General features: G+C 42.5%; 22 protein-coding genes. 7 read left to right on the top strand and 15 right to left on the bottom strand.

Annotated elements, in window-relative coordinates:
• Positions 1-31: 31 nt before the first annotated feature.
• Both QGT46_RS04395 and QGT46_RS04390 read right to left on the bottom strand, forming a co-directional pair.
• Positions 32-3,493, bottom strand: coding sequence for a DNA polymerase III subunit alpha (locus tag QGT46_RS04395; protein ID WP_148458647.1), 3,462 nt, complete (start codon positions 3,491-3,493; stop codon positions 32-34).
• An 18-nt stretch (positions 3,494-3,511) separates the two neighbouring features.
• Positions 3,512-4,081: a GerMN domain-containing protein gene (locus QGT46_RS04390; RefSeq protein ID WP_235824517.1), complete on the bottom strand. Its 570-nt coding sequence runs from the start codon at positions 4,079-4,081 to the stop codon at positions 3,512-3,514.
• Between the two features lie 119 nt (positions 4,082-4,200).
• Here QGT46_RS04390 and QGT46_RS04385 point away from each other — a divergent pair, with 119 nt between their 5' ends.
• The 3 genes from QGT46_RS04385 (at position 4,201) to QGT46_RS04375 (ending at position 8,222) form a co-directional block, all read left to right on the top strand.
• The gene (locus QGT46_RS04385) at positions 4,201-5,556 is read left to right on the top strand and encodes a UDP-N-acetylmuramoyl-tripeptide--D-alanyl-D-alanine ligase (protein WP_148458648.1); all 1,356 of its coding nucleotides are present in this window, start codon (positions 4,201-4,203) and stop codon (positions 5,554-5,556) included.
• 410 nt (positions 5,557-5,966) lie between these two features.
• Positions 5,967-7,355: a uracil-xanthine permease family protein gene (locus tag QGT46_RS04380; protein ID WP_148458649.1), complete on the top strand. Its 1,389-nt coding sequence runs from the start codon at positions 5,967-5,969 to the stop codon at positions 7,353-7,355.
• A 24-nt stretch (positions 7,356-7,379) separates the two neighbouring features.
• The gene (locus QGT46_RS04375) at positions 7,380-8,222 is read left to right on the top strand and encodes an MBL fold metallo-hydrolase (RefSeq protein WP_148458650.1); all 843 of its coding nucleotides are present in this window, start codon (positions 7,380-7,382) and stop codon (positions 8,220-8,222) included.
• Positions 8,223-8,280: 58 nt separating this feature from the next.
• Here the strand turns inward: QGT46_RS04375 and QGT46_RS04370 are convergent, their stop codons facing one another.
• From QGT46_RS04370 to QGT46_RS04360, 3 genes are read right to left on the bottom strand one after another with little or no spacing between them, the layout of a single operon-like run.
• Positions 8,281-9,651: a sodium-dependent transporter gene (locus QGT46_RS04370; RefSeq protein ID WP_148458651.1), complete on the bottom strand. Its 1,371-nt coding sequence runs from the start codon at positions 9,649-9,651 to the stop codon at positions 8,281-8,283.
• Positions 9,652-9,653: 2 nt separating this feature from the next.
• The gene (locus QGT46_RS04365) at positions 9,654-11,015 is read right to left on the bottom strand and encodes a HAMP domain-containing sensor histidine kinase (protein WP_148458652.1); all 1,362 of its coding nucleotides are present in this window, start codon (positions 11,013-11,015) and stop codon (positions 9,654-9,656) included.
• Positions 11,012-11,686 (bottom strand): response regulator transcription factor, encoded by a 675-nt coding sequence (locus QGT46_RS04360; protein WP_024726535.1) that lies wholly within the window; start codon positions 11,684-11,686, stop codon positions 11,012-11,014. Before QGT46_RS04360 ends, QGT46_RS04365 begins: the two co-directional genes overlap by 4 nt.
• 121 nt (positions 11,687-11,807) lie before the next feature.
• Between QGT46_RS04360 and QGT46_RS04355 the strand changes: the two genes are divergently transcribed.
• The 4 genes from QGT46_RS04355 (at position 11,808) to QGT46_RS04340 (ending at position 13,985) form a co-directional block, all read left to right on the top strand.
• On the top strand, positions 11,808-12,284 hold the full coding sequence (locus QGT46_RS04355; protein WP_024726534.1) for an entericidin EcnA/B family protein: 477 nt from the start codon (positions 11,808-11,810) through the stop codon (positions 12,282-12,284).
• Between the two features lie 111 nt (positions 12,285-12,395).
• Positions 12,396-13,046 carry an Ig-like domain-containing protein gene (locus tag QGT46_RS04350; protein ID WP_024726533.1) on the top strand — a complete coding sequence of 217 codons (651 nt, stop codon included), beginning with the start codon at positions 12,396-12,398 and terminating at the stop codon, positions 13,044-13,046.
• Positions 13,047-13,065: 19 nt separating this feature from the next.
• Positions 13,066-13,740 carry an Ig-like domain-containing protein gene (locus QGT46_RS04345; RefSeq protein ID WP_301589730.1) on the top strand — a complete coding sequence of 225 codons (675 nt, stop codon included), beginning with the start codon at positions 13,066-13,068 and terminating at the stop codon, positions 13,738-13,740.
• A gap of 71 nt (positions 13,741-13,811) precedes the next feature.
• The gene (locus tag QGT46_RS04340) at positions 13,812-13,985 is read left to right on the top strand and encodes a YdeI/OmpD-associated family protein (RefSeq protein WP_022261054.1); all 174 of its coding nucleotides are present in this window, start codon (positions 13,812-13,814) and stop codon (positions 13,983-13,985) included.
• A 54-nt stretch (positions 13,986-14,039) separates the two neighbouring features.
• Here QGT46_RS04340 and QGT46_RS04335 read toward each other — a convergent pair whose 3' ends face one another.
• The 10 genes from QGT46_RS04335 to QGT46_RS04290 all read right to left on the bottom strand — a co-directional run bounded on the left by QGT46_RS04335 (position 14,040) and on the right by QGT46_RS04290 (position 21,514).
• Complete coding sequence (locus QGT46_RS04335) at positions 14,040-14,216, bottom strand: hypothetical protein (RefSeq protein WP_301589727.1); 177 nt, start codon at positions 14,214-14,216, stop codon at positions 14,040-14,042.
• A 338-nt stretch (positions 14,217-14,554) separates the two neighbouring features.
• On the bottom strand, positions 14,555-15,346 hold the full coding sequence (locus tag QGT46_RS04330; RefSeq protein ID WP_148458654.1) for an N-acetylmuramoyl-L-alanine amidase: 792 nt from the start codon (positions 15,344-15,346) through the stop codon (positions 14,555-14,557).
• Positions 15,333-15,650 (bottom strand): phage holin family protein, encoded by a 318-nt coding sequence (locus tag QGT46_RS04325; RefSeq protein WP_148458655.1) that lies wholly within the window; start codon positions 15,648-15,650, stop codon positions 15,333-15,335. Before QGT46_RS04325 ends, QGT46_RS04330 begins: the two co-directional genes overlap by 14 nt.
• 16 nt (positions 15,651-15,666) lie before the next feature.
• A complete protein-coding gene (locus QGT46_RS04320; protein WP_118476334.1) occupies positions 15,667-15,951 on the bottom strand; it encodes a CTP synthase in 285 nt (94 codons plus the stop codon).
• 620 nt (positions 15,952-16,571) lie between these two features.
• A complete protein-coding gene (locus tag QGT46_RS04315) occupies positions 16,572-17,861 on the bottom strand; it encodes a phage baseplate protein (RefSeq protein ID WP_301589722.1) in 1,290 nt (429 codons plus the stop codon).
• A gap of 76 nt (positions 17,862-17,937) precedes the next feature.
• On the bottom strand, positions 17,938-18,507 hold the full coding sequence (locus QGT46_RS04310; protein ID WP_148458656.1) for a putative phage tail protein: 570 nt from the start codon (positions 18,505-18,507) through the stop codon (positions 17,938-17,940).
• A gap of 13 nt (positions 18,508-18,520) precedes the next feature.
• Positions 18,521-19,714 (bottom strand): baseplate J/gp47 family protein, encoded by a 1,194-nt coding sequence (locus QGT46_RS04305; RefSeq protein WP_148458657.1) that lies wholly within the window; start codon positions 19,712-19,714, stop codon positions 18,521-18,523.
• A 14-nt stretch (positions 19,715-19,728) separates the two neighbouring features.
• Positions 19,729-20,199 (bottom strand): DUF2634 domain-containing protein, encoded by a 471-nt coding sequence (locus QGT46_RS04300; protein WP_148458658.1) that lies wholly within the window; start codon positions 20,197-20,199, stop codon positions 19,729-19,731.
• Between the two features lie 11 nt (positions 20,200-20,210).
• Complete coding sequence (locus tag QGT46_RS04295) at positions 20,211-20,507, bottom strand: hypothetical protein (protein WP_148458659.1); 297 nt, start codon at positions 20,505-20,507, stop codon at positions 20,211-20,213.
• Positions 20,507-21,514, bottom strand: a complete 1,008-nt coding sequence (locus QGT46_RS04290; RefSeq protein ID WP_148458660.1) for an XkdQ/YqbQ family protein — start codon at positions 21,512-21,514, stop codon at positions 20,507-20,509. Before QGT46_RS04290 ends, QGT46_RS04295 begins: the two co-directional genes overlap by 1 nt.
• Positions 21,515-21,516: the final 2 nt, after the last annotated feature.

The following is a 21,516-nucleotide window of genomic DNA, read 5'->3' as shown; positions in this document are numbered from 1 at the left end:
TTAATGCATTTGTTAAAGATTTTCAATATAATTATTTTAACCCTGTTTTCTTGATCCTGATATTTTCTTTTCCATATCGTTCTCCAAGTACATATATGAGTTCATTCTCACTGTTCACCGCGAAAGCCCGGTCCAGTCTGTTCACGGCTCTCTCCTTCCTGCAATAGACGATCACCGGATTGCTGCCCCTGTAAGGCTTCAACATCTCATAAAACCGTTCCTGCTCTGCAAAAAAACAGTCCTTGTCATCAAACTGTACCCAAATCTCCTGGGACAGGTCGTCAAACGTGCTGATCTGGCTGCAGATCATCTTACTCTCTTCCTCTGAGATAGAGGTGTTTCCTTTTACAAAGATCTTGGCATCCTCTTTGAGAAGATGCTGGTAGTTGTTAAATTCTCTCGGAAATACGATGACTTCCACTGTTCCCATCAGATCTTCCACCGTCAGAAACGCCATATTCTGGTTGTTTCTGGTGAGTTTTATATTCATGTCACTGATAATGCCTCCGATGATACAGGTCTGCTTATCCTTTAATACCGGCTGCCCCGTCTCTTCTTCCGCAACAAAATCGGATGTACTGGCTGTTGTGAGTCTCTCCAGGATCTCAACATCGTCTTCCAGCGGATGTCCGCTTACATAGATGCCCAGCACCTCTTTTTCGATTGCCAGTCTCTGTTCTTTGTCATATTCCCCAACGTCCGGGTACTTTATCTCAAAGCTCTCCTGCTGGTCCTCCGACATAAAGTCTAAAAGGCTCATCTGTCCGGAGATCTCCTGTTTGCGTTCCTTCTGGACACTCTCCAGGATACTTGCGTAGACGAACATCTGCTGTTTCCTTGTCCGCCCAAGTCCGTCCAGTGCCCCGGATTTGATCAGGCTCTCCACGGTCCGTTTGTTCATTTCCTTGCTGGACAGCCGTTCCACCAGATCTTTCAGGCTCCTGAAAGGCCCATGTTCGGTTCTCTCTTTTAGAATCTCTTCTATGACCGGCTTTCCAAGACTCTTGATGGCACTGAGCCCGTAGCGGATACATCCGTCATCCACGGAAAACGCTCCTTCACCCTTATTGATATCCGGCGGCAGTATCCTGATCCCCATCTTCCGGCAGGCATAGATATATTCTGATACCTTATTAGTGTTTCCCAAAACGGAGGTCAGCAATGCAGCCATGAATTCTTTTTGATAGTAGCATTTCAGATAAGCTGTCTGATAAGAGACCACCGCATAGGCTGCCGCATGGGATTTATTAAAGGCATACTTTGCAAAATCCAGCATCTCATCCCAGATATGGTTCGCCAGTTTTTCATCGATGCCATTTTTGATGCAGCCGGGAATTCCTTCCTCTTCATTGCCGTATACAAAGTTCTTCCGCTCCTTCACCATAACGTCGCCCTTTTTTTTGGACATGGCTCTGCGCACAAGGTCACTGCGGCCGAGAGTATATCCTGCCAGCTCCATTACGATCTGCATTACCTGTTCCTGATATACGATACATCCATATGTGGGCTTTAAGATCTTCTCCAGCTGCGGGCAGTCATAGCGGATGCTCTCTTTATCCACTTTTCCCTTTACGTATCTCGGGATAAAGTCCATCGGTCCCGGCCGGTAAAGAGAGATACCCGCGATGATCTCCTCCAGGCTTTCCGGCTTCAGTTCCTTCATGAAAGATTTCATGCCGCCGCTTTCCAGCTGGAACACACCCTCTGTTTTACCCTGGCCGATCATCTCATAGACTTTTGCGTCTTCCGTATCGATATCATTAATGTTAAACGGCCTGCCCTCTTTCTTCTCAATCAGGTGCACCGCATCCTGGATGACAGTCAATGTCCGAAGTCCCAGGAAATCCATTTTGAGCAGTCCCAATTCTTCGATGGTGGTCATGGTAAACTGCGTCGTTATGGCATCGTCTGTACCTTTTGCCAAAGGCACAAACTCATCGATGGAATCCTTGCCGATCACGACGCCTGCGGCATGCATGGATGCGTGCCTCGGCAGTCCTTCCAGACGCTTCGACATGTCGATAAGATATTTTGTTTCTTCATCTTCCGCATATGCCTTTTTCAGATCAGGACTTTTTTTCAACGCCCCCTCTATGGTGATATTCAGCTCATTGGGCACCATTTTTGCAATGCTGTCCACCTTGGCGTAAGGAATATCCAGAACTCTTCCCACGTCCCGGATGACCGCCCTGGCCGCCATAGTTCCAAACGTTATGATCTGAACCACCTTATCTTTTCCATACTTCTCCACCACATAGTCAATGACCTCCTGCCTGCGCTCATAACAGAAATCAATATCAATATCCGGCATGGATACACGCTCCGGATTCAGGAAACGCTCAAACAGAAGCTGGTATTTGGTGGGTTCAATATCTGTGATCTCCAGACAGTAGGATACAATGCTTCCCGCCGCAGATCCCCGCCCGGGTCCCACAGCGATACCATGGTCTTTGGCATAGCGGATAAAATCCCATACGATCAGGAAATAGTCCACATATCCCATATTTTCAATCGTGTCCAGCTCAAATTCCAGGCGCTCTCTGAGTTCCCCGGACACCTCTTTGTAACGGCGGCTGATGCCCTCATCACAAAGCTTTTTTAAATAAGAAGTAGATGTATAACCCTCAGGCACGTCAAACTTCGGCACCTTCTGCTCTCCGAAGATAATCTCCACATTGCACCGCTTTGCTATCTTTTCTGTATTGTCTATGGCTTCTCTGGCATACGGAAAAAGCCGTTCCATCTCCTCAGGTGATTTGAGATAATATTGTCCGCCTTCATACCGCATCCTGTCCTCATCCGCCACTTTTTTTCCGGTCTGGATGCACAGCAGGATATCATGGGGCTCCACGTCCTCCGCAAAGGTATAGTGGAGATCATTGGTGGCCACCAGCTCGATCCCTGTCTCCTTGGACATCTTCAGCAGGGCCGAGTTGACTGTTGTCTGCTCACTGATCCCATGATCCTGGAGCTCCAGAAAGAAATTGCCCTTGCCGAAGATCTTCTCCAGCCTCAGGGCAGCTTCTTTTGCCTTCTCATAGTCTCCTTCTCTGATATAAGTAGGGATCTCTCCTCCCAGACAGGCACTCAGCGCAATGATGCCTTCACTGTAAGTCTCCAGCACTTCATAATCTACTCTCGGCTTATAGTAAAACCCTTCTGTAAATCCTCTGGATACAATCTTCATCAGGTTGTGATACCCCTGGTCATTTTCAGCCAAAAGGACCAGATGGAAATAATTGTTGCTGCCCTGTCTGCCGTCCTTTTCAAATCTGGATCCAGCCGTCACATAGATCTCACATCCAATGATTGGCTTGATGCCTTCTGCTTTGGCAGCCTTATAGAAATCAATGACTCCATACATGGCACCGTGATCTGTGATGGCAATACTGTCCATCCCCAGTTCTTTGGTCTGATGCACAAGCTCCTTGATCTTACTGGATCCATCCAGCAGACTGTATTCTGTATGAACATGTAAGTGTGTAAAACTCATGGACTTTCTCTCCTGTACTTATTCTTCACCCGGTCTCTGAGGCTCATCGTAAATATTATGTCCGGTCTCTAATACTTTCCCCTCCACCGTAAACTTCATTGACTTTGTGCCAAGATTCTCACAGATGGTCTTTGTCACTGCCTGAACTGTCAGCACTTCACCGGAGCTGCCCATCCTGCGCAGGGTCTTTTCAAATGTATTATTAAAGTCGACGTAGGCTGTCTGCTTCTTGATCTGGAAAGAGTTGATCTTCGTCCCCTCTTCCAGGGTTCCCATCTTGATCATCTCTTTCAGCAGCTTCTGCGCCGTCACATCCTGGATCTTTACCTTTCCCTGAATCAATGTCTCCACATTGTCATCCGGCGCATAGATGGTACACTCTTTTACAACCGGCTTCTTTGATTCTGCCGTTGTGGCTGCGGCTTTTTTCCCTGTTGTCTTTTTCTTTGCCGTGGTCTTTTCTGCCTCAGTGGAAGCTTTTGTGGCCTTTTCTGTTGCCTTCTTTGTATTATCATTACTGCATCCGGCTAATCCCGCTGCAGCAGCCACAGCCAGCAGTCCGGCAAATATCAGTTTTTTCTTTCTCATAACGTGTCCTCCTTCGGTTGATCGAACAACAATTCTATACAGATATATAGATTTTACCACAAAACCATTTCCTGTGCTATAATGCTAAGGAAAAGATAAGAAGATAAAGGAGTAAGATTATGGAACATATGACCATTCAGGATATTTTAGCTGCAACCGGCGGCACCCTTCTGTGCGGCGATTCTTCTATGCCGATCAAACGCATAAGCACAGACTCCAGAACAGTGGGGCCGGATACCTTGTTTGTACCCATCATCGGTGAACGGGTAAACGCACATAAATTTATCGACAGCGCCCTGAAAGACGGCGGAGCTGCTCTGACTCAGGAACATGACCACGCAGAAGGTCCGCATCCATTTATCAGGGTGCTGGATACCTTAAAGGCCATGCAGCAGATCGCATCTTATTATAGAAATAAAATGTCCCTTCCGATCATCGGAATTACAGGAAGTGTTGGAAAAACCACGACCCGCGAGATGATCGCCCATGTGCTGAAGGGCAAATACCGTGTGTTTGAGACCATTGGAAACCAGAACAGCCAGGTCGGTGTGCCCTTGACCCTGGACCGCCTCACATCAAAGGATGAGATCGGAGTGCTGGAGATGGGTATGAGTGAACCGGGACAGATTACGATTCTCGGAGAGATCATTCGCCCAAATGCTGCGGTAGTCACAAATGTAGGTGTCTCCCATATTGAACAGATGGGAAGCCGGGACAATATCTGCCGTGAAAAACTGGATATCCAGAACGGTCTGGCCAAAAACGGCGTACTGTACTTAAACGGCGACAATGATATGATCCGAAAACATATCGGTTATGTGACACATTCATATAAATTTTTTGGATTTTCAGAAGACTGCTCCTATCGTGCTGAGGAAGTAGAAGAGATCAATGGTCAGACCCATTTTACTTTCGTCCATGAAGATATGAGGGAACCAATCATTTTAAATGTTCTTGGGGATCACAATGTCTCCAACGCCCTTGCCGCAATCGCCCTGGGCCTTGCCTATGATGTTCCAATGGAAACGATCAAACGGCAGCTTGCCACATTTTCCGGACAGCGCCAGAACATTCTCAAAATGCATGGATACACGGTCATTGATGACGCCTACAATGCCAGTCCCGATTCTATGAAAGCAGGTCTTAAAATTTTATCAGATTATCAGGACAGTGGAAGAAAAGTCGCGGTTCTGTCCGATATGCTGGAGCTGGGACCAGATTCTCCGGATTACCACAGGGAAGTCGGCGAATTCCTGGGCACGGCAGATATTACGGATCTATACATCACGGGAACCCTTTCCAAAGAATATGCAAAAGCTGCACAAAAAAAGAATCCCTCACTAAAAACGAAATGGTTCGCTTCCAATCATGATCTGATATCTTATTTAAAGAATTATCTATCAGAACATGATGTAGTACTGATCAAAGCATCCAATGGGATGAAGCTGTATGAAGTGGCAAAAGCTCTTGACTAAGAAAAATTTTGACGGATGCAAAAATGAAAGGCCTTCCACCTGGCGATGGAAGGCCTTTCATTATACCAAAATACACTTAATGTGTGAGAGAGGGTTATCTCTAATTCAAGGGAGGGAACCTTGAATTTAGATTTATTATACATCATATTTCAGATTTTTGTGCGTCAATGTAATAAGTGGCTGTTTTATTGTCATGAAAACTTTTACTGACCCTTATTTTTCCTTTTTTATTACCGTTTATCTTATATTTCCCCCGTTTATTTTTTATGGATTCTTCTGTGATGCGTCTTTTTTTGACATTCTTCGTCTGCTGTGCTACTTTAAATAGGCAAACCGGAGAAGATTCCCTCAGGGAAGAGAAAATTGTCCTCCGGTTTTCTTCATTATCTAATATTAAAAAGGAGATTTATATGAAAAACCAATCATTTTCGTCCGCTCATGATCTGGAAGGAAGAATTCCCTTTCCCCAGGCTGTCCTTTTAGGACTGCAGCATGTCCTGGCAATGTTTGCAGGAAATCTGACTCCGATCATCCTGATCGCCGGCGCCTGCGGCATCGGTGCAGGCAGCCCTCTTCAGGTATCTATCTTACAAAATGCCATGCTGGTAGCCGGCCTCGTAACCTTTGTACAGCTGTTCACCATTGGACCAGTGGGTGCCCGCCTTCCGGTCGTCATGGGTACCAGCTCCGGGTTTATCGGAGTGTGTTCCGGGGTGGCAGCCTCTATGGGCGGCGGAGTGGCAGCATACGGAGCCATTCTGGGAGCGAGCATCATCGGCGGCCTGTTTGAAGGGGTTCTGGGATTTTTCTTAAAGCCCCTGCGAAAGTTTTTTCCGTCTGTGGTCACCGGTACAGTGGTCATGGCCATCGGTCTGTCCCTGATCTCTGTGGGGATCAATTCTTTCGGAGGCGGCTCCGGAGCTGGGGATTTCGGTTCCCTCCCGAACCTTTTTGTGGGAGCTGTGGTACTGATTGTGATCGTTGTCTTAAAGCATTTCACAAAAGGTGTAACCAGCAGTTCCTCTATTCTGATCGGTGTTATTGTGGGCTACATTCTCTGCGCTGTCATGGGCCTGTTTCTGCCCACTACCTATACAAATGCAGAGGGTGCCGTGCAGACAGCTTCCTGGGTTTTAAATTGGGATAAAGTGGCCGATGCCGGCTGGTTCTCTCTTCCTAAGCTCATGCCCGTCAAGATCGTATTTGACCTGAAGGCTATCATACCGATCGCCATTATGTTTATCGTGACTTCTGTTGAGACGATAGGCGATATTTCCGGCATCACAGAGGGAGGATTGTCCAGAGAAGCCACCGATAAAGAACTCTCCGGCGGCGTGATCTGTGACGGTTTGGGATCTTCCTTCGCTTCTGTTTTCGGAGTGCTCCCAAATACATCCTTTAGTCAGAACGTAGGTCTTGTGGGAATGACAAAGGTTGTCAACTTATATTCTATTTCCATGGGCGCAGGCTTCCTTGTAATCTGCGGACTGTTTCCCAAACTGGCGGCATTGGTCTCCATCATGCCCCAGTCCGTGCTCGGCGGAGCTGCGGTTATGATGTTCGCTTCCATCGTAGTCAGCGGAATCCAGCTGATCACCAAAGACGGAGTAAGCAACCGGGTTGTAACCATCGTATCTGTGGCTTTAGGACTCGGCTATGGACTCGGTGCCAACGCCCAGGCCCTGGCAAACCTTCCTCAGGCAGTTCAGCTGATCTTCGGCGGCTCCGGGATCGTTCCCGCCGCTCTGGTTGCCATTATCTTAAATGCAGCAATACCAAAAGAAAAATCAGACAATTAACCACCATTTCAGGAGGAAGATCACATGAAAGTCACGACTCTCATTGAAAATCAGGCTCCGGACTCTCTGTGCAGAGAACACGGGCTGGCAATACATATTGAGTATAAAGGGAAAAACTATCTTCTGGATACCGGTGCCTCCGGACAATTTGCAGAAAATGCGCACCGGCTGGGCATCTGTCTTTCCGATGTGGATGCGGCGTTTCTCTCCCACGCTCATTACGATCACTCCGGCGGGTACCGGGAATTCTTCTCCGAGAATTCAAAAGCGGTGCTTTATCTTCAAAAGGCTGTCAGAGAAAATTGTTATTCTAAATTCCTGCTGTACAGACAATACATCGGTGTACCGAAGGGTGTTCTTAAGAACTATCGAAACCGTCTCAGGTTTATGTCCGGCACAGTGGAAACAGAGCCAGGCGTCTGGACGGTCTCACACAGCATTCCCGGACTTTCGGAGAGAGGCCGCCGCGGACACATGTATATTAAGTCAAAAAACGGTTTCAGTCCTGATAATTTCAGCCACGAGCAGAGTCTCGTATTTGAGCGTGAAAATGATCTGGTTCTGTTCAACAGCTGCTGCCATGCAGGTGTTGTTTCTATCATTGACGAAGTAAATTACGCCCTGAAGACAGCAGATAAGAAGGTCTCTTATGTATTCGGCGGTTTTCATACCATGGGGCTCCGGGGTCCGGGCAGTATGAGCGGCAGGCCGGAAGACATCCAGGAGCTTGGAAGACAACTGCTTAAACGGAATATCTCCTGTGTCTATACCGGCCACTGTACGGGTATTCCCGCTTTCCGGGTATTGAAAAAAACAATGAAAGAAAAAGTGCGCTATATGAAAACAGGCAGCGTGATCAGCTTATAGGTTAAGTAAAGGGAAAGGGCCTTGGATAATTCCAAGACCCTTTTGATATTCTGCCTTTTTATTTAAATTTGTCAATATAACCCTGTATAAATATAAAAATAACAATCAGCGGAAGAATAAACGTAACATATTTCCTCGTCCATTCCGGATATTTGATTCCTTTTCCCGCATTGGCCTCTTCGCTGAAGTTTTTCCATCCCCAGCCGTATTTCGTCACACAGAACAGCAGATACACTAAAGACCCCAGCGGAAGAATATTGTTGCTCACAATAAAATCCTCCAGATCCTGGATCGTACTTTTCGCCCCAAAAGGCATGATATGGCTCCACACATTGAATCCGAGTGCACACGGAAGCGACAGTATGGTGATCAGTATCCCGTTGAAAACACTCGCTTTCTTGACTGTCCAGCCCCATAAATCCTGTGCAAAAGAAATGATATTCTGAAACACTGCTATGATTGTCGACAGCGCCGCAAAGGACATAAACAGGAAGAACAGGGCTCCCCATATCCTGGCACCCGGCATCTCGTTAAATACATTCGGCAGTGTGATAAATACCAGGTTTGGTCCGCTGTCCGGCCGCACTCCGAAAGCAAAGCAGGCCGGAAAGATAATCAGTCCTGACATAAGAGCTACAAGTGTATCCAATACGGCCACGCTGACAGCTTCTCCTGTCAGACGGTAAGACCGGTCAATATAGCTTCCGAAAATTGCGATAGCTCCGATCCCAAGGCTCAGCGTAAAGAACGCCTGTCCCATAGCCGCAGAGACTACTTTCATGATTCCCTGCTCCTTCATGGCCTGGAAATCCGGCACAAGATAGAATGCAAGCCCTTTTGAGGCCCCCGGAAGTGTGACTGCTCTTATGACCAGCACAAGAATAACCACAAATAAACAAGACATCATGACTGTAGTAATCTTTTCCACACCATTCTGAAGCCCCAGAGAACAGATTAAAAATCCAACAATAATGACAACCAGCATCCAGAAAATCAGCACTTCCGGCTTTGATAAAAGTTCTCCGAACACAGCCTCAACCTGTTTCGGATTTTTACCCACAAAATCGCCTTTCAGCATCTTGAAGAAATAACTGATCATCCATCCTGCCACAGTCGTATAAAACATCATCAGCAGATAGTTTCCTGCCATTCCGAAATAGCTGTACCAATGCCACTTTGTTCCCTCGGGCTCCAATGTCTGAAACGAAGTTGCGATACTTTTCTGGCTGGCACGCCCCACTGAAAACTCCATGACCATGATCGGCAGTCCCAGCGCAAATAAGAAAAACAAATATACCAATACGAAGGCAGCTCCTCCGTACTGTCCGGTTACAAACGGAAACCTCCACACATTCCCGATTCCTATGGCGCATCCTGCCGATATTAAGATAAATCCAATCCTCGACGAAAACTTTTCTCTCTTTTCCATAATTACTTTTCCTTTAATTCAAAGATAAATTCTGAACCTTCTCCTTCCTTACTTTTTACCCAAATCTGTCCTTCATGTATCCTGACAATCCATCTTACCATAGACAGGCCCAGACCGGTACCCCTGACTTGATTTTGGCTGTTCCTGCTCCTGTCAGCGCGGTAAAAACGGTTCCATATCTTGTCTAAATGTTCCGCTCCGATGCCCTGTCCGTCATCCTTCACTATTCCCCGGATTTTCCCGTCTTTTTTGAACAGCGATACTTTCACTATTCCATTTCTCTTTCCATAGTCAATGGAATTCTCCACCAGATTAATCAGCATCCTGGTCAGAAGCATCTGGTCTCCTCTGGCTGTGAGGCCGGGCTCGATCTCACTCAGCAGATGAATCCTTTTTTCATCGGCTCTCTGTGACAGTTCCTCCAATGTCATTTCTGCCAGCATACTCATATCCACAGGCTCAAACTGGAAATTCTCTTTTCCTCTCTCGCTCCGGGCAATCATCAAAAGCTGTGAGATAAGATCCGACATTTTCTTAGCCTGCCGGAGAACAATCTGAATCTCATGTTTCTGTTCATTACTGAGTGTATCTTCCTCCAGGGCATATTCACACTGTGCTATGATCACAGAAACCGGAGTCCTTAGTTCGTGGGAGACATCGGAAGTAAACTGTTTTTCATCCTCAAATGATGCTTCCAGACGGTCAAACATTTCATTGAACGTACATGTCAGCTGACGCATTTCATCTTCCGATTTTGGCTCCGGGAGACGTTTTGACAAATCCGCACCGCTGCTGATGTCCCCTGCGGTAGTACATATATCATCTACCGGCTTTAGAGCTTTCTTCGTCATCATGTATCCGATCAGCCCAATGGCCAGAATCAGGAGCGGATATACAGCTAAAAAGGCCAGCAGAACCATATGCATAATCTGTTCCATGCCATGTATAGAAACGATCCCTCTGATCCAGATGGCCTTTCCTGTACCGTACTGATAAGCGGCGTCATAGATCATCCACTGCTTGCTTCCCTTCTCTATGTTTCGGACTTCATGAGACTGAAGCTTTGTTTCTTTCGGAAACTCCACGGGCATACTGCCGTGCAGCAGCCTTCCTTCCTGATCATAGATACAAAACATGACGCCGTCGTCATAATAGTCTACCTCCGGGTCCAGATAATAGGTTCCGTTCTGGAACTCTATATCGTGAGCAAAGTCGGCTACCATTCCCTGAAGATCTTCCTCTGTCTTGGACAGTTCCAGCTGATTGATAAATATGAAAACCCCTGCAAATACTGCTGCCAGCACGACAGCGATCATCCCTGTATACCAAAGGGTAACTCTTTTTTTAATCGAAAATCGTCTCATACTTCTTTCCTCAGAACGTATCCAACGCCTCTCACCGTGTGGATCAGCTTACAGCCAAATCCTTCATCAATCTTCTTCCTCAGATAACGGATGTAGACATCCACCACATTAGATCCGCCCTCAAAATTATAGTTCCATGCATGCTGTTCAATCTGATCCCTGGACAGCACAATATTCTGATTTCTCAGCATATATTCAAGGACCATAAATTCTTTGCTGGAAAGAGATATCTTTTTATCTGCACGGGTAACTTCCTTTGATTCACAGTCCAGGACCAGGTCATCAATCGTCAGCCGGTTAGAAACCAGGGCCGGTTTCCTCCGCATCATGACCCGCACCCTGGCCATAAGTTCTTCAAACGAAAAAGGTTTTACAAGGTAGTCGTCGGCTCCAAGGTCCAGGCCCTTCACGCGGTCTTCAATGCCGTCTCTTGCAGTCAGAAACAATACCGGCGTGTCGCTGCCCTCTCTCCGGATCTTTCTCAGCAGTTCCAGTCCGTCAAGTCCAGGAAGCATAATATCCAGAATTATGCCGTCATAATCTGCCATGGAGATATAATCCAGTGCATCCAGGCCGTTTCCGCAGTCATCTACGGTATAATGCTCTTTCTTCAGTTTCTTTTTTAAGATGCTTCTTAAATCCCCTTCGTCTTCCACAATTAACAGGCGCATGTCATACCTCCATATGGAACTATTATAATATAAATGTAATTTTATGAAAATGTTTTAATTTAATTTTAATAATCGGGAACTATAATAAAGTTATCAAAAATATAAGAAAGGAGATTTTATTATGAAAATTAAAATAACAGCCATATTAGCCTGCCTTACATTTGTATTCTTATTTGCAGGATGCCAGAGTACCCCGAAGGATCAGGCCGAATCAACTACCACACAGGATATCGCCACAACAGCGAAGGGAACTGAAAAAGCCACTGAAAAGTCAACAGCGACTCAGACAACCACTTCCGACACACCTGATTTCAGCAAATATGAGACAAAAATCTCAAAGATTACAAAGAAAATCCAGGCGGCAAAACCCGCTTCCAACGCTTCCAAGAATCAGGATAAATTTTATAGCTTAAAGAAAGAACTGGATGCGATCGACCATGAACTTGATACTCTGGATGACGATTACGAGCATCAATATGATACCGGAAAACTCTCTGCCGAAAAATATAAAGACATCGAGCGCAAGATTGACGCTCTCGAAGACAAACTTGATTTTGCAGAAGATTCTTTAGAAAACAAGTTCGGTATTGATGATTAACAGCTGAATTTAATTTTAAATATCTCAGGCCTGCTTCCTGTCAGCATACGAGGCAGGCCGGAAGATATTTATCACTGCAAACGTATTTAATGACGAAGGAGGTAAAAAGCCATGAAAATCAAAAAAATTTTGTTAATGTTTATGGGATTCATGATGGGACTTTCCCTTTCCCTGTCCCCTGCAGTAATCCATGCAGACAGCGATGACCCGAAACCCACTTCTATCCGAAAACTCAACTATAAAAAGAGGACTGTCAGAGTCGGGCAGAAATTTGAATTGAAGGCTTATGCCAGACCATATGATTATGATGACGATCAGCTCATCTGGTCTACCGGCAACAAAAAAATCGTAAAAATTATCAGCAAAGACCGCAGAGACGATGATATTACATTAAAAGCCATGAAAACCGGAAAAGTAAAGATCACCTGCCGCATCCGCGGAACAAAGAAAAAGAAAACCTGTACAGTAACCGTAAAGAAAAAAGTGAAAAAGAAATACATAAAACCGACAAAGATCAAACTGGATGATAAACGGATGGATGTAGACGTGAATGATACTGAGGATATTGATTATAAGGTATATCCAAAAAAAGCTACGAACAAAAAAGTAACCTTCCGTTCCAGCAACACAAAAATAGCAACAGTAAACTCCCGGGGTGATGTAAGAGGAATCCGCCCGGGCAGAACAAAGATCACACTGACATGTAAAGCAAATCCGAAAGTAAAAGCTTATGTATATGTTATTGTAGAATATGACGATTAAAGATTCATGGGAGGAAAATATGAAAATTAAAAAATTACTGCCTGCTGTACTGGCAGCATTGTTAAGTCTGACGGTCATTATGTCACCGCTCAGCATCCATGCCGACGAAGATGATCCAAAACCGACCTCTATAAGAAGGCTGAATTACTCTAAGAAGACCCTGCGGGTAGGACAAAAATTTGAACTGGAAGCCTATGCGCGTCCTTCTGACTACGACGATGACCAGCTGATCTGGTCTACCAGCAACAAAAAAATTGTGAAGATCGTAAGCAGAGACCGCAGGGACGACGACATCACCGTAAAGGCAGTGAAAACCGGAAAAGCTAAAATCACCTGCCGTATCCGGGGTACAAAGAAGAAAAAGACCTGTACTATCACGGTAAAGAAAAAAGCAAAAAAGAAGTATACAAAGCCAACCAGAATCTGGGTGGAAGACCGCTACACCGATGTAGATGTTCATGATTGGGAAGACATTGAATACAAGGTTTATCCCCGGACTGCCACAAACAAAAAGGTATCGTTTTCTTCCAGCAACAAAAAAGTTGCGACTGTCAATTCCAAAGGTTATATCTATGGCAAAAAACCTGGAAGAGCAACCATCACGCTGACTTGCAAAGATAACCCGAAGGTAAAAGCCTATGTCCACGTCTATGTGGAATGGGACGACGACGATGATTATGACGATTACGACTGATTGCAATGCATAAAATGTTATTTCCGTATTTTTTGTCTGATTCCGGTCATACTATTTCTGAGGTGATGACTATGAGAAATGAAGATATTCCAATTGGCTTTACGATGGAACTGGCACAGCACGAAAATGCCCTGTCTGCATTTTCTTCGCTGACTTCTGACCAACAGCGTCAGGTCATCGACGGTGCCAAACAGATGAAGACCCGGCAGGAAATGCGGAATTATGTTGAAAACCAATTCAAATAAAAAAGAACAGGAAGCAAAAGTTTGATTTTGTTTCCTGTTCTTTTTGTTTTCCTGTCACTGTTTTACAAACTCAGGATTTTTCATCACATAGTTTATCTTGGTCTTATCGTTCCAATACCCTGCGAGAGCCACCGGAAACCATCCGATTAACACGTTTACAATGAGCGTTACGATGAGAAGCTTCTTCTTATTTTGATAAGACTGCACCAGATCTACAGATGGATTTTTCACTTTTTCCGCCTGCACAAACCTTAAAATAATAACGACTACATTATAAATGGCTCCAAACCAGACAAACCAATAACTTAATGCTAACCATGCATAGAAAAGTGTTACAACACTCCAAAAGATACCGGTATTCCGCTTTTTCCTGCTCAGGAACAGACGAAATTACTGGTCCTTTTCATTTAAAGCCTCCAGCTTTAAGCCGCACCATTCGCGGTACAGAGCATCCTCCCTGTTCTCTTTGCCGCAATTATGACAAATTATCTCTATCCCTCCGAATCATTGTATTGTTGTAACTAAATTATAACACAGAATTTTACCCACAAAACAATTCCCTTACTGGATCATTGTAATATTTTTATATATTTTGAACTACAGTAACCTGTACGTCCATTATAAGTGACCTTATACCATTTATTTTTTTCACTTAAAACTTCTACCTTAGCCCCTTTCGGCATCCTATAAATAATTTTTCCCATTAAAGATGCTTTGTTTCTCAGCCTTAAGGGGTCCTTCTTAGTAATTACTTTTCCTATTTTAATTTTAGATTCATTACTTGCTTTTTTTGATGTTTTATTATCAATATCTTCCATAAGAATCCCTTTCGCAATAGCCTCTGCAATTTTTTTATATCCAATCTTTTTATAAATCTCGTAATCATCTTTGTCATCAACAAAACATACTTCTACTAAAATTGCTTTATTAACCGTATGATTTAGATAATAAAGATTGTTCGTTGTTTTCGTCCCCCGATCCGGAAATCCAAGATTAACCATATTTTTTCGGATTTGTTTTGACACTTCTTTCTTTATACCGATATCTGCCGAACAATATATTTCACATCCAGCTGCCTTCTGATCTCCCTTAGGATCATTTCTTCCTGAATTCAAATGTATGGAAATATCAAGAATTACGCTTCTTTTATTACATTTTTCAACAATCTTTTTTAAAACATCCGATTGACTTTTGCCATTATTACATGTGCAGTCATAAACTTTTTGTCCATAGGATTTTAAAAGTCTGATGACTTCTTTTGTAATTAACCGATTTTCTCTGGATTCATCTAACAACCCACATGCCCCACATGCTGCTTTTCCTGGTGGGTTATGACCTGCGCTTATATTATAGCTTCCCATTCTGACCGCCTCCATCTTCCTTTTTATTCTCTTCTGATGCCCCGTTATCCACACCTTCCATCATTCTTGTAAAAGCTTGGTGCAGACCGGTACTTGCCAAACCAGTAATTGCGCCATATACAATGGACTCCATTGATAATGTTCCTTCTGTAATACATCCAAGAACTGCTCCCAGAACCACAAGGATTAATGGAATATATTTGTTTGGTATAAAATCCAGAGATTTTTTAATCACATAACCAACAGCCAGGCATGCAGCCAATACAATAGAAATATAATATTGTGATATAAAATCTAAACTCATACTTATGTACTCCTTTCTATTTTTCAATAATGCTTTCTAAAAGCTCGTCTCTTATTTTTTTCATATTATCAATACCGTTTCCGGTAATTTGGTGGTTCAGCATTGCAGCCAAACATTTTGACTGCTGACGCTGCATTTCTTCCAATTTCTTTAAGCGGCGGTAATCATTCTCCGAGTGTGCTTCTAAAAGTTCAACCCGGTTACTGAATTTAAATGCCGGATGTATAATTTTATATATGACTGCACCGGCGCCGCCTATAATGCTGATTCCGCCACAGATTGCTAAAATTTGTTCAAACATAAAGCTCCTTTCTATATAAAAAAAGACCACTGAGTATGGCCTTAAAAGAATTAAAATAAAAATATTCAGTTTGACAGCTAAATTCGGATTTAGAAAGTAATAGTGTTGATGTAAACGGTATAAAAAGCTCTTTAAGTAATAAAGTTGATAAAATCTCTGGCAAAGGACTATCTAGCTTTGACTTCAACAATAGTTATAAAAGTAAGATTGACACTTATTTATATGACTCTGGTTGGGTCAACTGTGGTTTAGGATATGGAATTGTACAATATGGAATTATTCCAATACAAGTGAGAAGAATTGGGGCAATTGTTCATTTAAGAGGTATTGTAAAAAATAATACTTCTTGGCAGGAACATAATAGTGTTATAACAATTCCAGCTGGGTTCCGACCAGCATATGAAGAAAATTTTGTCTTGCACGGAAGTGGATCAAATAGATATTTATTGACAGTACCTTCGAGTGGGGCCTGTAGTGTAACTAGATACAGTAATAACACAACTACAAGCAATACAGTTCCAACAGCAAGCTGGCTATGTCTATTTGCTACATGGTTCACAAGTTAAAATGAACCAGTCTGTAAATATAGATTAACTAAATTTAATTAATTTTCCTTTGAATTAAACAATACGCCTCCACATATAGCATGTAATATATGGGGGTAGATTTTTCCCCGCACCATTTTCACCTGTAAATGAAGTACTTGCTATATTAGTAGATTTATTTGTTCCACTTCCAACACATCGAGCTGCAGTACCTCCTGTTGCTCCGTCTGTAGCATATTTAACAGTTGTAGTATGTGCATGATTTATCACTACTGCATCTGTTGAACCACCAACCTTTTCCACTGTATTAAAATAAGAGCTTGATGTATTGACACCAACAAGAAATTTCCCTGAACCCCAAGATACCCATGTCCCTCCAAACATAGTACTTGGATTTGTAGAAGAAATTGAAATATAGATTGTATTAACTGGGTAAATTCTGTCAAATAAAAGTTTATTAGAATTAGTTAAATCCGAATTTAGCTGTGTAACCTGACTTTTAACTTCATTTACAGCTCCTACCAGATTCTGTTTTTCACCTGTCGTTAAATTTTGTAAGCTTCCCACTGCATTATCCAGCTTATTTAAAACTGCCGCCTGCTCTTTTGTCATTAAACCATTCATCTCTGTAGTTGCATTAGGAATTGAATTGGAACTAATTGCAACCCAGTCTATCCCATTAAATCTATATGTATAGTCTGTATCCTTAACATTTACTGTCCATCCATCCTGAGGTTTGGGGTACATTTCCAGAATATCAGTGTATGTATCTACCGCTTCTTTCCAATCTATATTCGTCTCAAATGCTGAAAACTTATTGTCAATCTCTGTCTTTGTATATTTATCACTGAATATTTTTTTTTCTTCCTGGCTTACATGTATATCAACATCATTTGCATGCTCTTGAAATGTTCTCATTGAAGTTAATCCTGCTGGAGTAATACTTAACTCAAATGGATTCTCTTCTGAATTTTTAAAATGGAAATTCCATACAATCGAGTAGCCCGGACTCTCCTGCTCTGTGGGGATATCTTTTCCCTTTGCTGCCTGAGCAATACAGTACAAAATTTCTCCTTCGTCAGGATCTTCTGCATAAAATCCTACCTGCCACAACTCATAACTCTCCGTCAAACCAATATTATCAAGCAATACTGGAATAATGATATTATCATCTACAATTGTAGCCGGCTGTATTGTTAACTCTTGTACGGGGTTGGCAACCTCTGTTTGCTGTCTGAGATACATTGCAGAAACCTTTCCCGCACCTGTCTTTACTTTTGTAATTTTTAATGTTTCTCCATTTATCAATTTATTTTGTAAATCTGCACCTTTTTCTGTCAAAGACGCATTTTCCCATATATCCATTACTTCACCTCTGCTTTAAATCTTTGTAATGACCGATCACTGCTTTCCATTGAAGCCATGTGCCGATGTTGTTTCTTTATAACACTTCTACCTTATAAAATTCATGTTCCGAAATACACATTCCATAGTAAATGTTTACTACTGCCTCAATGACTTCTGAAACTTTCAGCTCATAAATAAGATGTGCCGGTTTCACTCTGTCAAGAAATGATTTTGCAGGTTTCAAATCCTGTACATATCCTCTCACAAGAACACTAAACTGGTTCTCCCCCGTGTTCTCTTTCACCTCAACTTTATGTCCCAGCATTGAAGTGAGAACGTCCTCAATCCTTTTTGGATTATTAAATCTCCGACCCATTTTTTCCAGAAGATTTCTCCTTCGATCTTCTTCTGTGGCATCTAAATCAGGAACGATTCCATATTGTTTTTCCCAATAATCCAGGGACCATAAATCCGCAGTCTTAACTGAAAGCTGATCCCTAAAAGTATCAGGGAATCCATCTAACTCATCTAATACACATCCGATACAGTTAAATAAATGCAGTGCACTGTAAGCTTCTCCATAAACCGGACTTACAAAATCCATAATTTTTTGTGCTTCCGGGCTGGTCAGTATTTTATCCATTAATTCCGTTTTATTGTACATACGAGACCCTCCCCTAATTACTGCTTTCAGCCAGGCTCAAAGTAACGGCTGCCTCAGGAATAACATTTGGATCTACTGCAATATTATCTGTCTTTCCTTCCGCATCTCCGTCTTTACTGATTACAAGACCAGAATAATCATAGACGCCCTCTGTATCACCCAATATATTAGAAATTTGAGTGTACCTGATCTTTCCTTCATTTACTGTCGCTTTAAGATAATTATTCACAGACTTTCTAAATATATCTGTTACGGATGTGAGTTCCGCCCCCGGTTTCAGTTCAACGACTGCGTTAATATTGATGATTAAATTATCCGGAGTAACTACTTCCACTTTGGCATTGACCGGCGCCAGACGGTTTTCCGGATTGTCCGGACTCATAATGTAATTGGTCACTTTATCTTTTAATTCCTGTATATTTAATTCATCATTTGCAGGCGTAATAACAATCTTTACTTTTCCGCTGTTGTCTTCAGGACTGAAAACAATTGCAGTATCCACACCTTCTACTGACAAGGCCCAGCGTTTATAATCACTGACATTTCCAACAAAAGAATCTCCCTGAGACTGGTCATATTCCATAATTCTTTCTCTCAGGCTTTCATCGTCTTCCTCTTCTGCTCCTCCGATGATCGGTTCAGGGTTTGTAACCTCTGCAATTCCTTCGATGATATCTTCTTCCAAATTCACTGTATTTTTGGCGCTATTTCCGTTTAATCCAGCCTCTGTACATTGAATCTTTACATCGACACCATCTTCTACAGTTATTGTTACTTCTTCCAGCGTTTCATATTCTTTCTCAGGTTCATCATTGATGCTCTCCGTAGTAAAAATACTTCCCTCTGGGATTACAGTACCTAAAGTTCCTGTAATATGTAAAATTCCGGCAGCATTTATAGCCTCTTTCCGCTGAAGTCCCCTTGTCTCTGCGTGATAATCAAGAAAAGCACCTTCTGCATATCTTGGCCAGATTAGCTTCAGTGCTTCTACTAATTCAAATTCCTTCATTCTGGAAACTTCTATAGCGGTTGGTTTTGTAAGATCGTAAACATATCCACCTTCTGATTTATCAATATCATCCGGAAGATAATCCAGCATCTTTTTATGTATTTCTTCTTCACTGGAATTATCTAGAAATGACGGAACTACAAAATCATCCTCATCTAATTCTTCCTCATCTATCGTCTCTAAAAGTTCTTCGTCCATCTGTATCCTCCTTCCTACCTCTCAATCGTTGTATTTAGTTCAATCTCATTTGAATCAATTCCGAGTACATTGCAGGTAACTTCCAGCGAATCGGCATTCTTCCATTGAAATGTTACTGATTTTACTATATCCGTCCTCTGATATGGATCTGCTTCCAAAGCTTCTGTAATCTCGTTTTCTAAAATACTTTCTGCCTCTTTTCGAGACTCTGCCTGAAAAACACTCTCGATATCTATTCCAATATCATCACTGTAAGCCTGACAAACATATCGTTTCGTTTTCAGTACTTTCATACACCACTGAATCCATGCATCCACTCCGTCGGCTTCTACCAGTTTTTTTGTTCCGTCTCTTTTGAAGTCACCCAAGTTTTCGTCAAAGTAAATACTTTTTTTATATCCAATCGCTTCTTCATCCTGTCCGTCATCTATTTCATCCAGTTCTAATTCTTTCTCTTCAAAATCTTCCGGAAAAAGATTATCCATTTTATCACCTCTTATTCTTTTACTTTGGAAATTTTCCCAATCACTACCGGTGTTTCATCTGCCCAGAGGACAACCACTCTGTCTTTATCCTTTAATATATTTTTCTGCCCTCCTGCTGCCTCAGCAGTATCAAAACTGCAGACAACGTACTCATCTTTTCCCATAACATCTTTAGGAAAACTGTCAAGTATTAGCCCCTTAGCTGTTATAGTTCCAAGTTCTGCTGTCGGCGAGTAGCCGAAATCTTTAACTTTCCCCATTCTTTTCTGCAGGATTGCAGCCAGTCTGACACTTCCTTTTGCAGCCATTATTTTTCTACCTCCAATTTCATTTTTCCATTCAGGCAATCATGCTCAACACCAACAACAATATAGTATCCCTCCAGGGCCCCCGCATTGCTCTTAATTTTATGTCCTTTTCTGATATAAGGATTATTGACTGCTTCTAAAGTCCGCTCATATTTGGGCTTCCCATGTTCCTTCAGGATTTCTTTTGCTTCTTTCTTCGCATGTACTGCTTTTTTATCGTCTGAATCCCTCATAATAATTTCTTGTAAAGTACCATACTTTTTGGTATCGCCTTTCACAACTGTTACTTTCTTAGGCGGCTGTTCCTTTGTCGACTGAGACTCCTGTTCTCTGTAAATAGCAACCTTCGTGATAACGCCATCCATAGTAACTTTCGTGTTTTCCGTAAGGGCTGACTCTTTGCTGTTAATTGTATAAATCTTAGAATTGGTCCCCCGTTTTTTAACTGTCAGAGCCCCTTTTTCAAAAGAGATCACATATTTTGTGCCGGTTTTCTTTTTCACTTCATTCAGCACCGCAATAATCGCATCTGATACATTTACATCTCGTATGATCGTGCGTTTATGTTTGATGTTTTTATACTGAAAATTCAGTTTCACTCCCCATCGTTTACAGATTGTCTGGAGAATACTTTTCGTACTCTTCCCTTTTGCAAAGAAGAAGTTATCTTTCGTATTCTGAAGATATATCAGCCTGTCATATGCAGTCAGTGTCAAATCTTTTGTTACATCACTGGTGTAATCTTTTTCCCAGATTATTCCATGAAAAATTTCCTTATATTTTTTTCCTGTCTTACAGTATAAAACCAGGCTGTCTCTGACTGTAATATTGTTATACAAATACTTCTTTTTATCTTTAATATTTGGGATTGTGATTGTAACTCCCTGAGCCAGATCATCCTGATTTTGTGTTACTGTAAGTTCTGTCAAAATATTGGTGACATTATATGCAGCCTTTTTTGTTTTGATGGTACATTTGTAAATAGGATTCTGAAGTGTTCCGTCCATAA

Source organism: Anaerostipes faecis (assembly GCF_910574135.1).
GTDB classification, from domain to species: domain Bacteria; phylum Bacillota; class Clostridia; order Lachnospirales; family Lachnospiraceae; genus Anaerostipes; species Anaerostipes hominis.
Note: the sequence above shows the minus strand (reverse complement) of the source record. Positions and strands in the feature narration are given on the sequence as shown.

Bases quoted from the DNA above. Each gene is read 5' to 3' on its own strand.
- QGT46_RS04395 (WP_148458647.1), bottom strand. From the start codon at position 3,493: ATGAGTTTTACACACTTACATGTTCATACAGAATACAGTCTGCTGGAT.
- QGT46_RS04390 (WP_235824517.1), bottom strand. From the start codon at position 4,081: ATGAGAAAGAAAAAACTGATATTTGCCGGACTGCTGGCTGTGGCTGCT.
- QGT46_RS04385 (WP_148458648.1), top strand. From the start codon at position 4,201: ATGGAACATATGACCATTCAGGATATTTTAGCTGCAACCGGCGGCACC.
- QGT46_RS04380 (WP_148458649.1), top strand. From the start codon at position 5,967: ATGAAAAACCAATCATTTTCGTCCGCTCATGATCTGGAAGGAAGAATT.
- QGT46_RS04375 (WP_148458650.1), top strand. From the start codon at position 7,380: ATGAAAGTCACGACTCTCATTGAAAATCAGGCTCCGGACTCTCTGTGC.
- QGT46_RS04370 (WP_148458651.1), bottom strand. From the start codon at position 9,651: ATGGAAAAGAGAGAAAAGTTTTCGTCGAGGATTGGATTTATCTTAATA.
- QGT46_RS04365 (WP_148458652.1), bottom strand. From the start codon at position 11,015: ATGAGACGATTTTCGATTAAAAAAAGAGTTACCCTTTGGTATACAGGG.
- QGT46_RS04360 (WP_024726535.1), bottom strand. From the start codon at position 11,686: ATGCGCCTGTTAATTGTGGAAGACGAAGGGGATTTAAGAAGCATCTTA.
- QGT46_RS04355 (WP_024726534.1), top strand. From the start codon at position 11,808: ATGAAAATTAAAATAACAGCCATATTAGCCTGCCTTACATTTGTATTC.
- QGT46_RS04350 (WP_024726533.1), top strand. From the start codon at position 12,396: ATGAAAATCAAAAAAATTTTGTTAATGTTTATGGGATTCATGATGGGA.
- QGT46_RS04345 (WP_301589730.1), top strand. From the start codon at position 13,066: ATGAAAATTAAAAAATTACTGCCTGCTGTACTGGCAGCATTGTTAAGT.
- QGT46_RS04340 (WP_022261054.1), top strand. From the start codon at position 13,812: ATGAGAAATGAAGATATTCCAATTGGCTTTACGATGGAACTGGCACAG.
- QGT46_RS04330 (WP_148458654.1), bottom strand. From the start codon at position 15,346: ATGGGAAGCTATAATATAAGCGCAGGTCATAACCCACCAGGAAAAGCA.
- QGT46_RS04325 (WP_148458655.1), bottom strand. From the start codon at position 15,650: ATGAGTTTAGATTTTATATCACAATATTATATTTCTATTGTATTGGCT.
- QGT46_RS04320 (WP_118476334.1), bottom strand. From the start codon at position 15,951: ATGTTTGAACAAATTTTAGCAATCTGTGGCGGAATCAGCATTATAGGC.
- QGT46_RS04315 (WP_301589722.1), bottom strand. From the start codon at position 17,861: ATGGATATATGGGAAAATGCGTCTTTGACAGAAAAAGGTGCAGATTTA.
- QGT46_RS04310 (WP_148458656.1), bottom strand. From the start codon at position 18,507: ATGTACAATAAAACGGAATTAATGGATAAAATACTGACCAGCCCGGAA.
- QGT46_RS04305 (WP_148458657.1), bottom strand. From the start codon at position 19,714: ATGGACGAAGAACTTTTAGAGACGATAGATGAGGAAGAATTAGATGAG.
- QGT46_RS04300 (WP_148458658.1), bottom strand. From the start codon at position 20,199: ATGGATAATCTTTTTCCGGAAGATTTTGAAGAGAAAGAATTAGAACTG.
- QGT46_RS04295 (WP_148458659.1), bottom strand. From the start codon at position 20,507: ATGGCTGCAAAAGGAAGTGTCAGACTGGCTGCAATCCTGCAGAAAAGA.
- QGT46_RS04290 (WP_148458660.1), bottom strand. From the start codon at position 21,514: ATGGACGGAACACTTCAGAATCCTATTTACAAATGTACCATCAAAACA.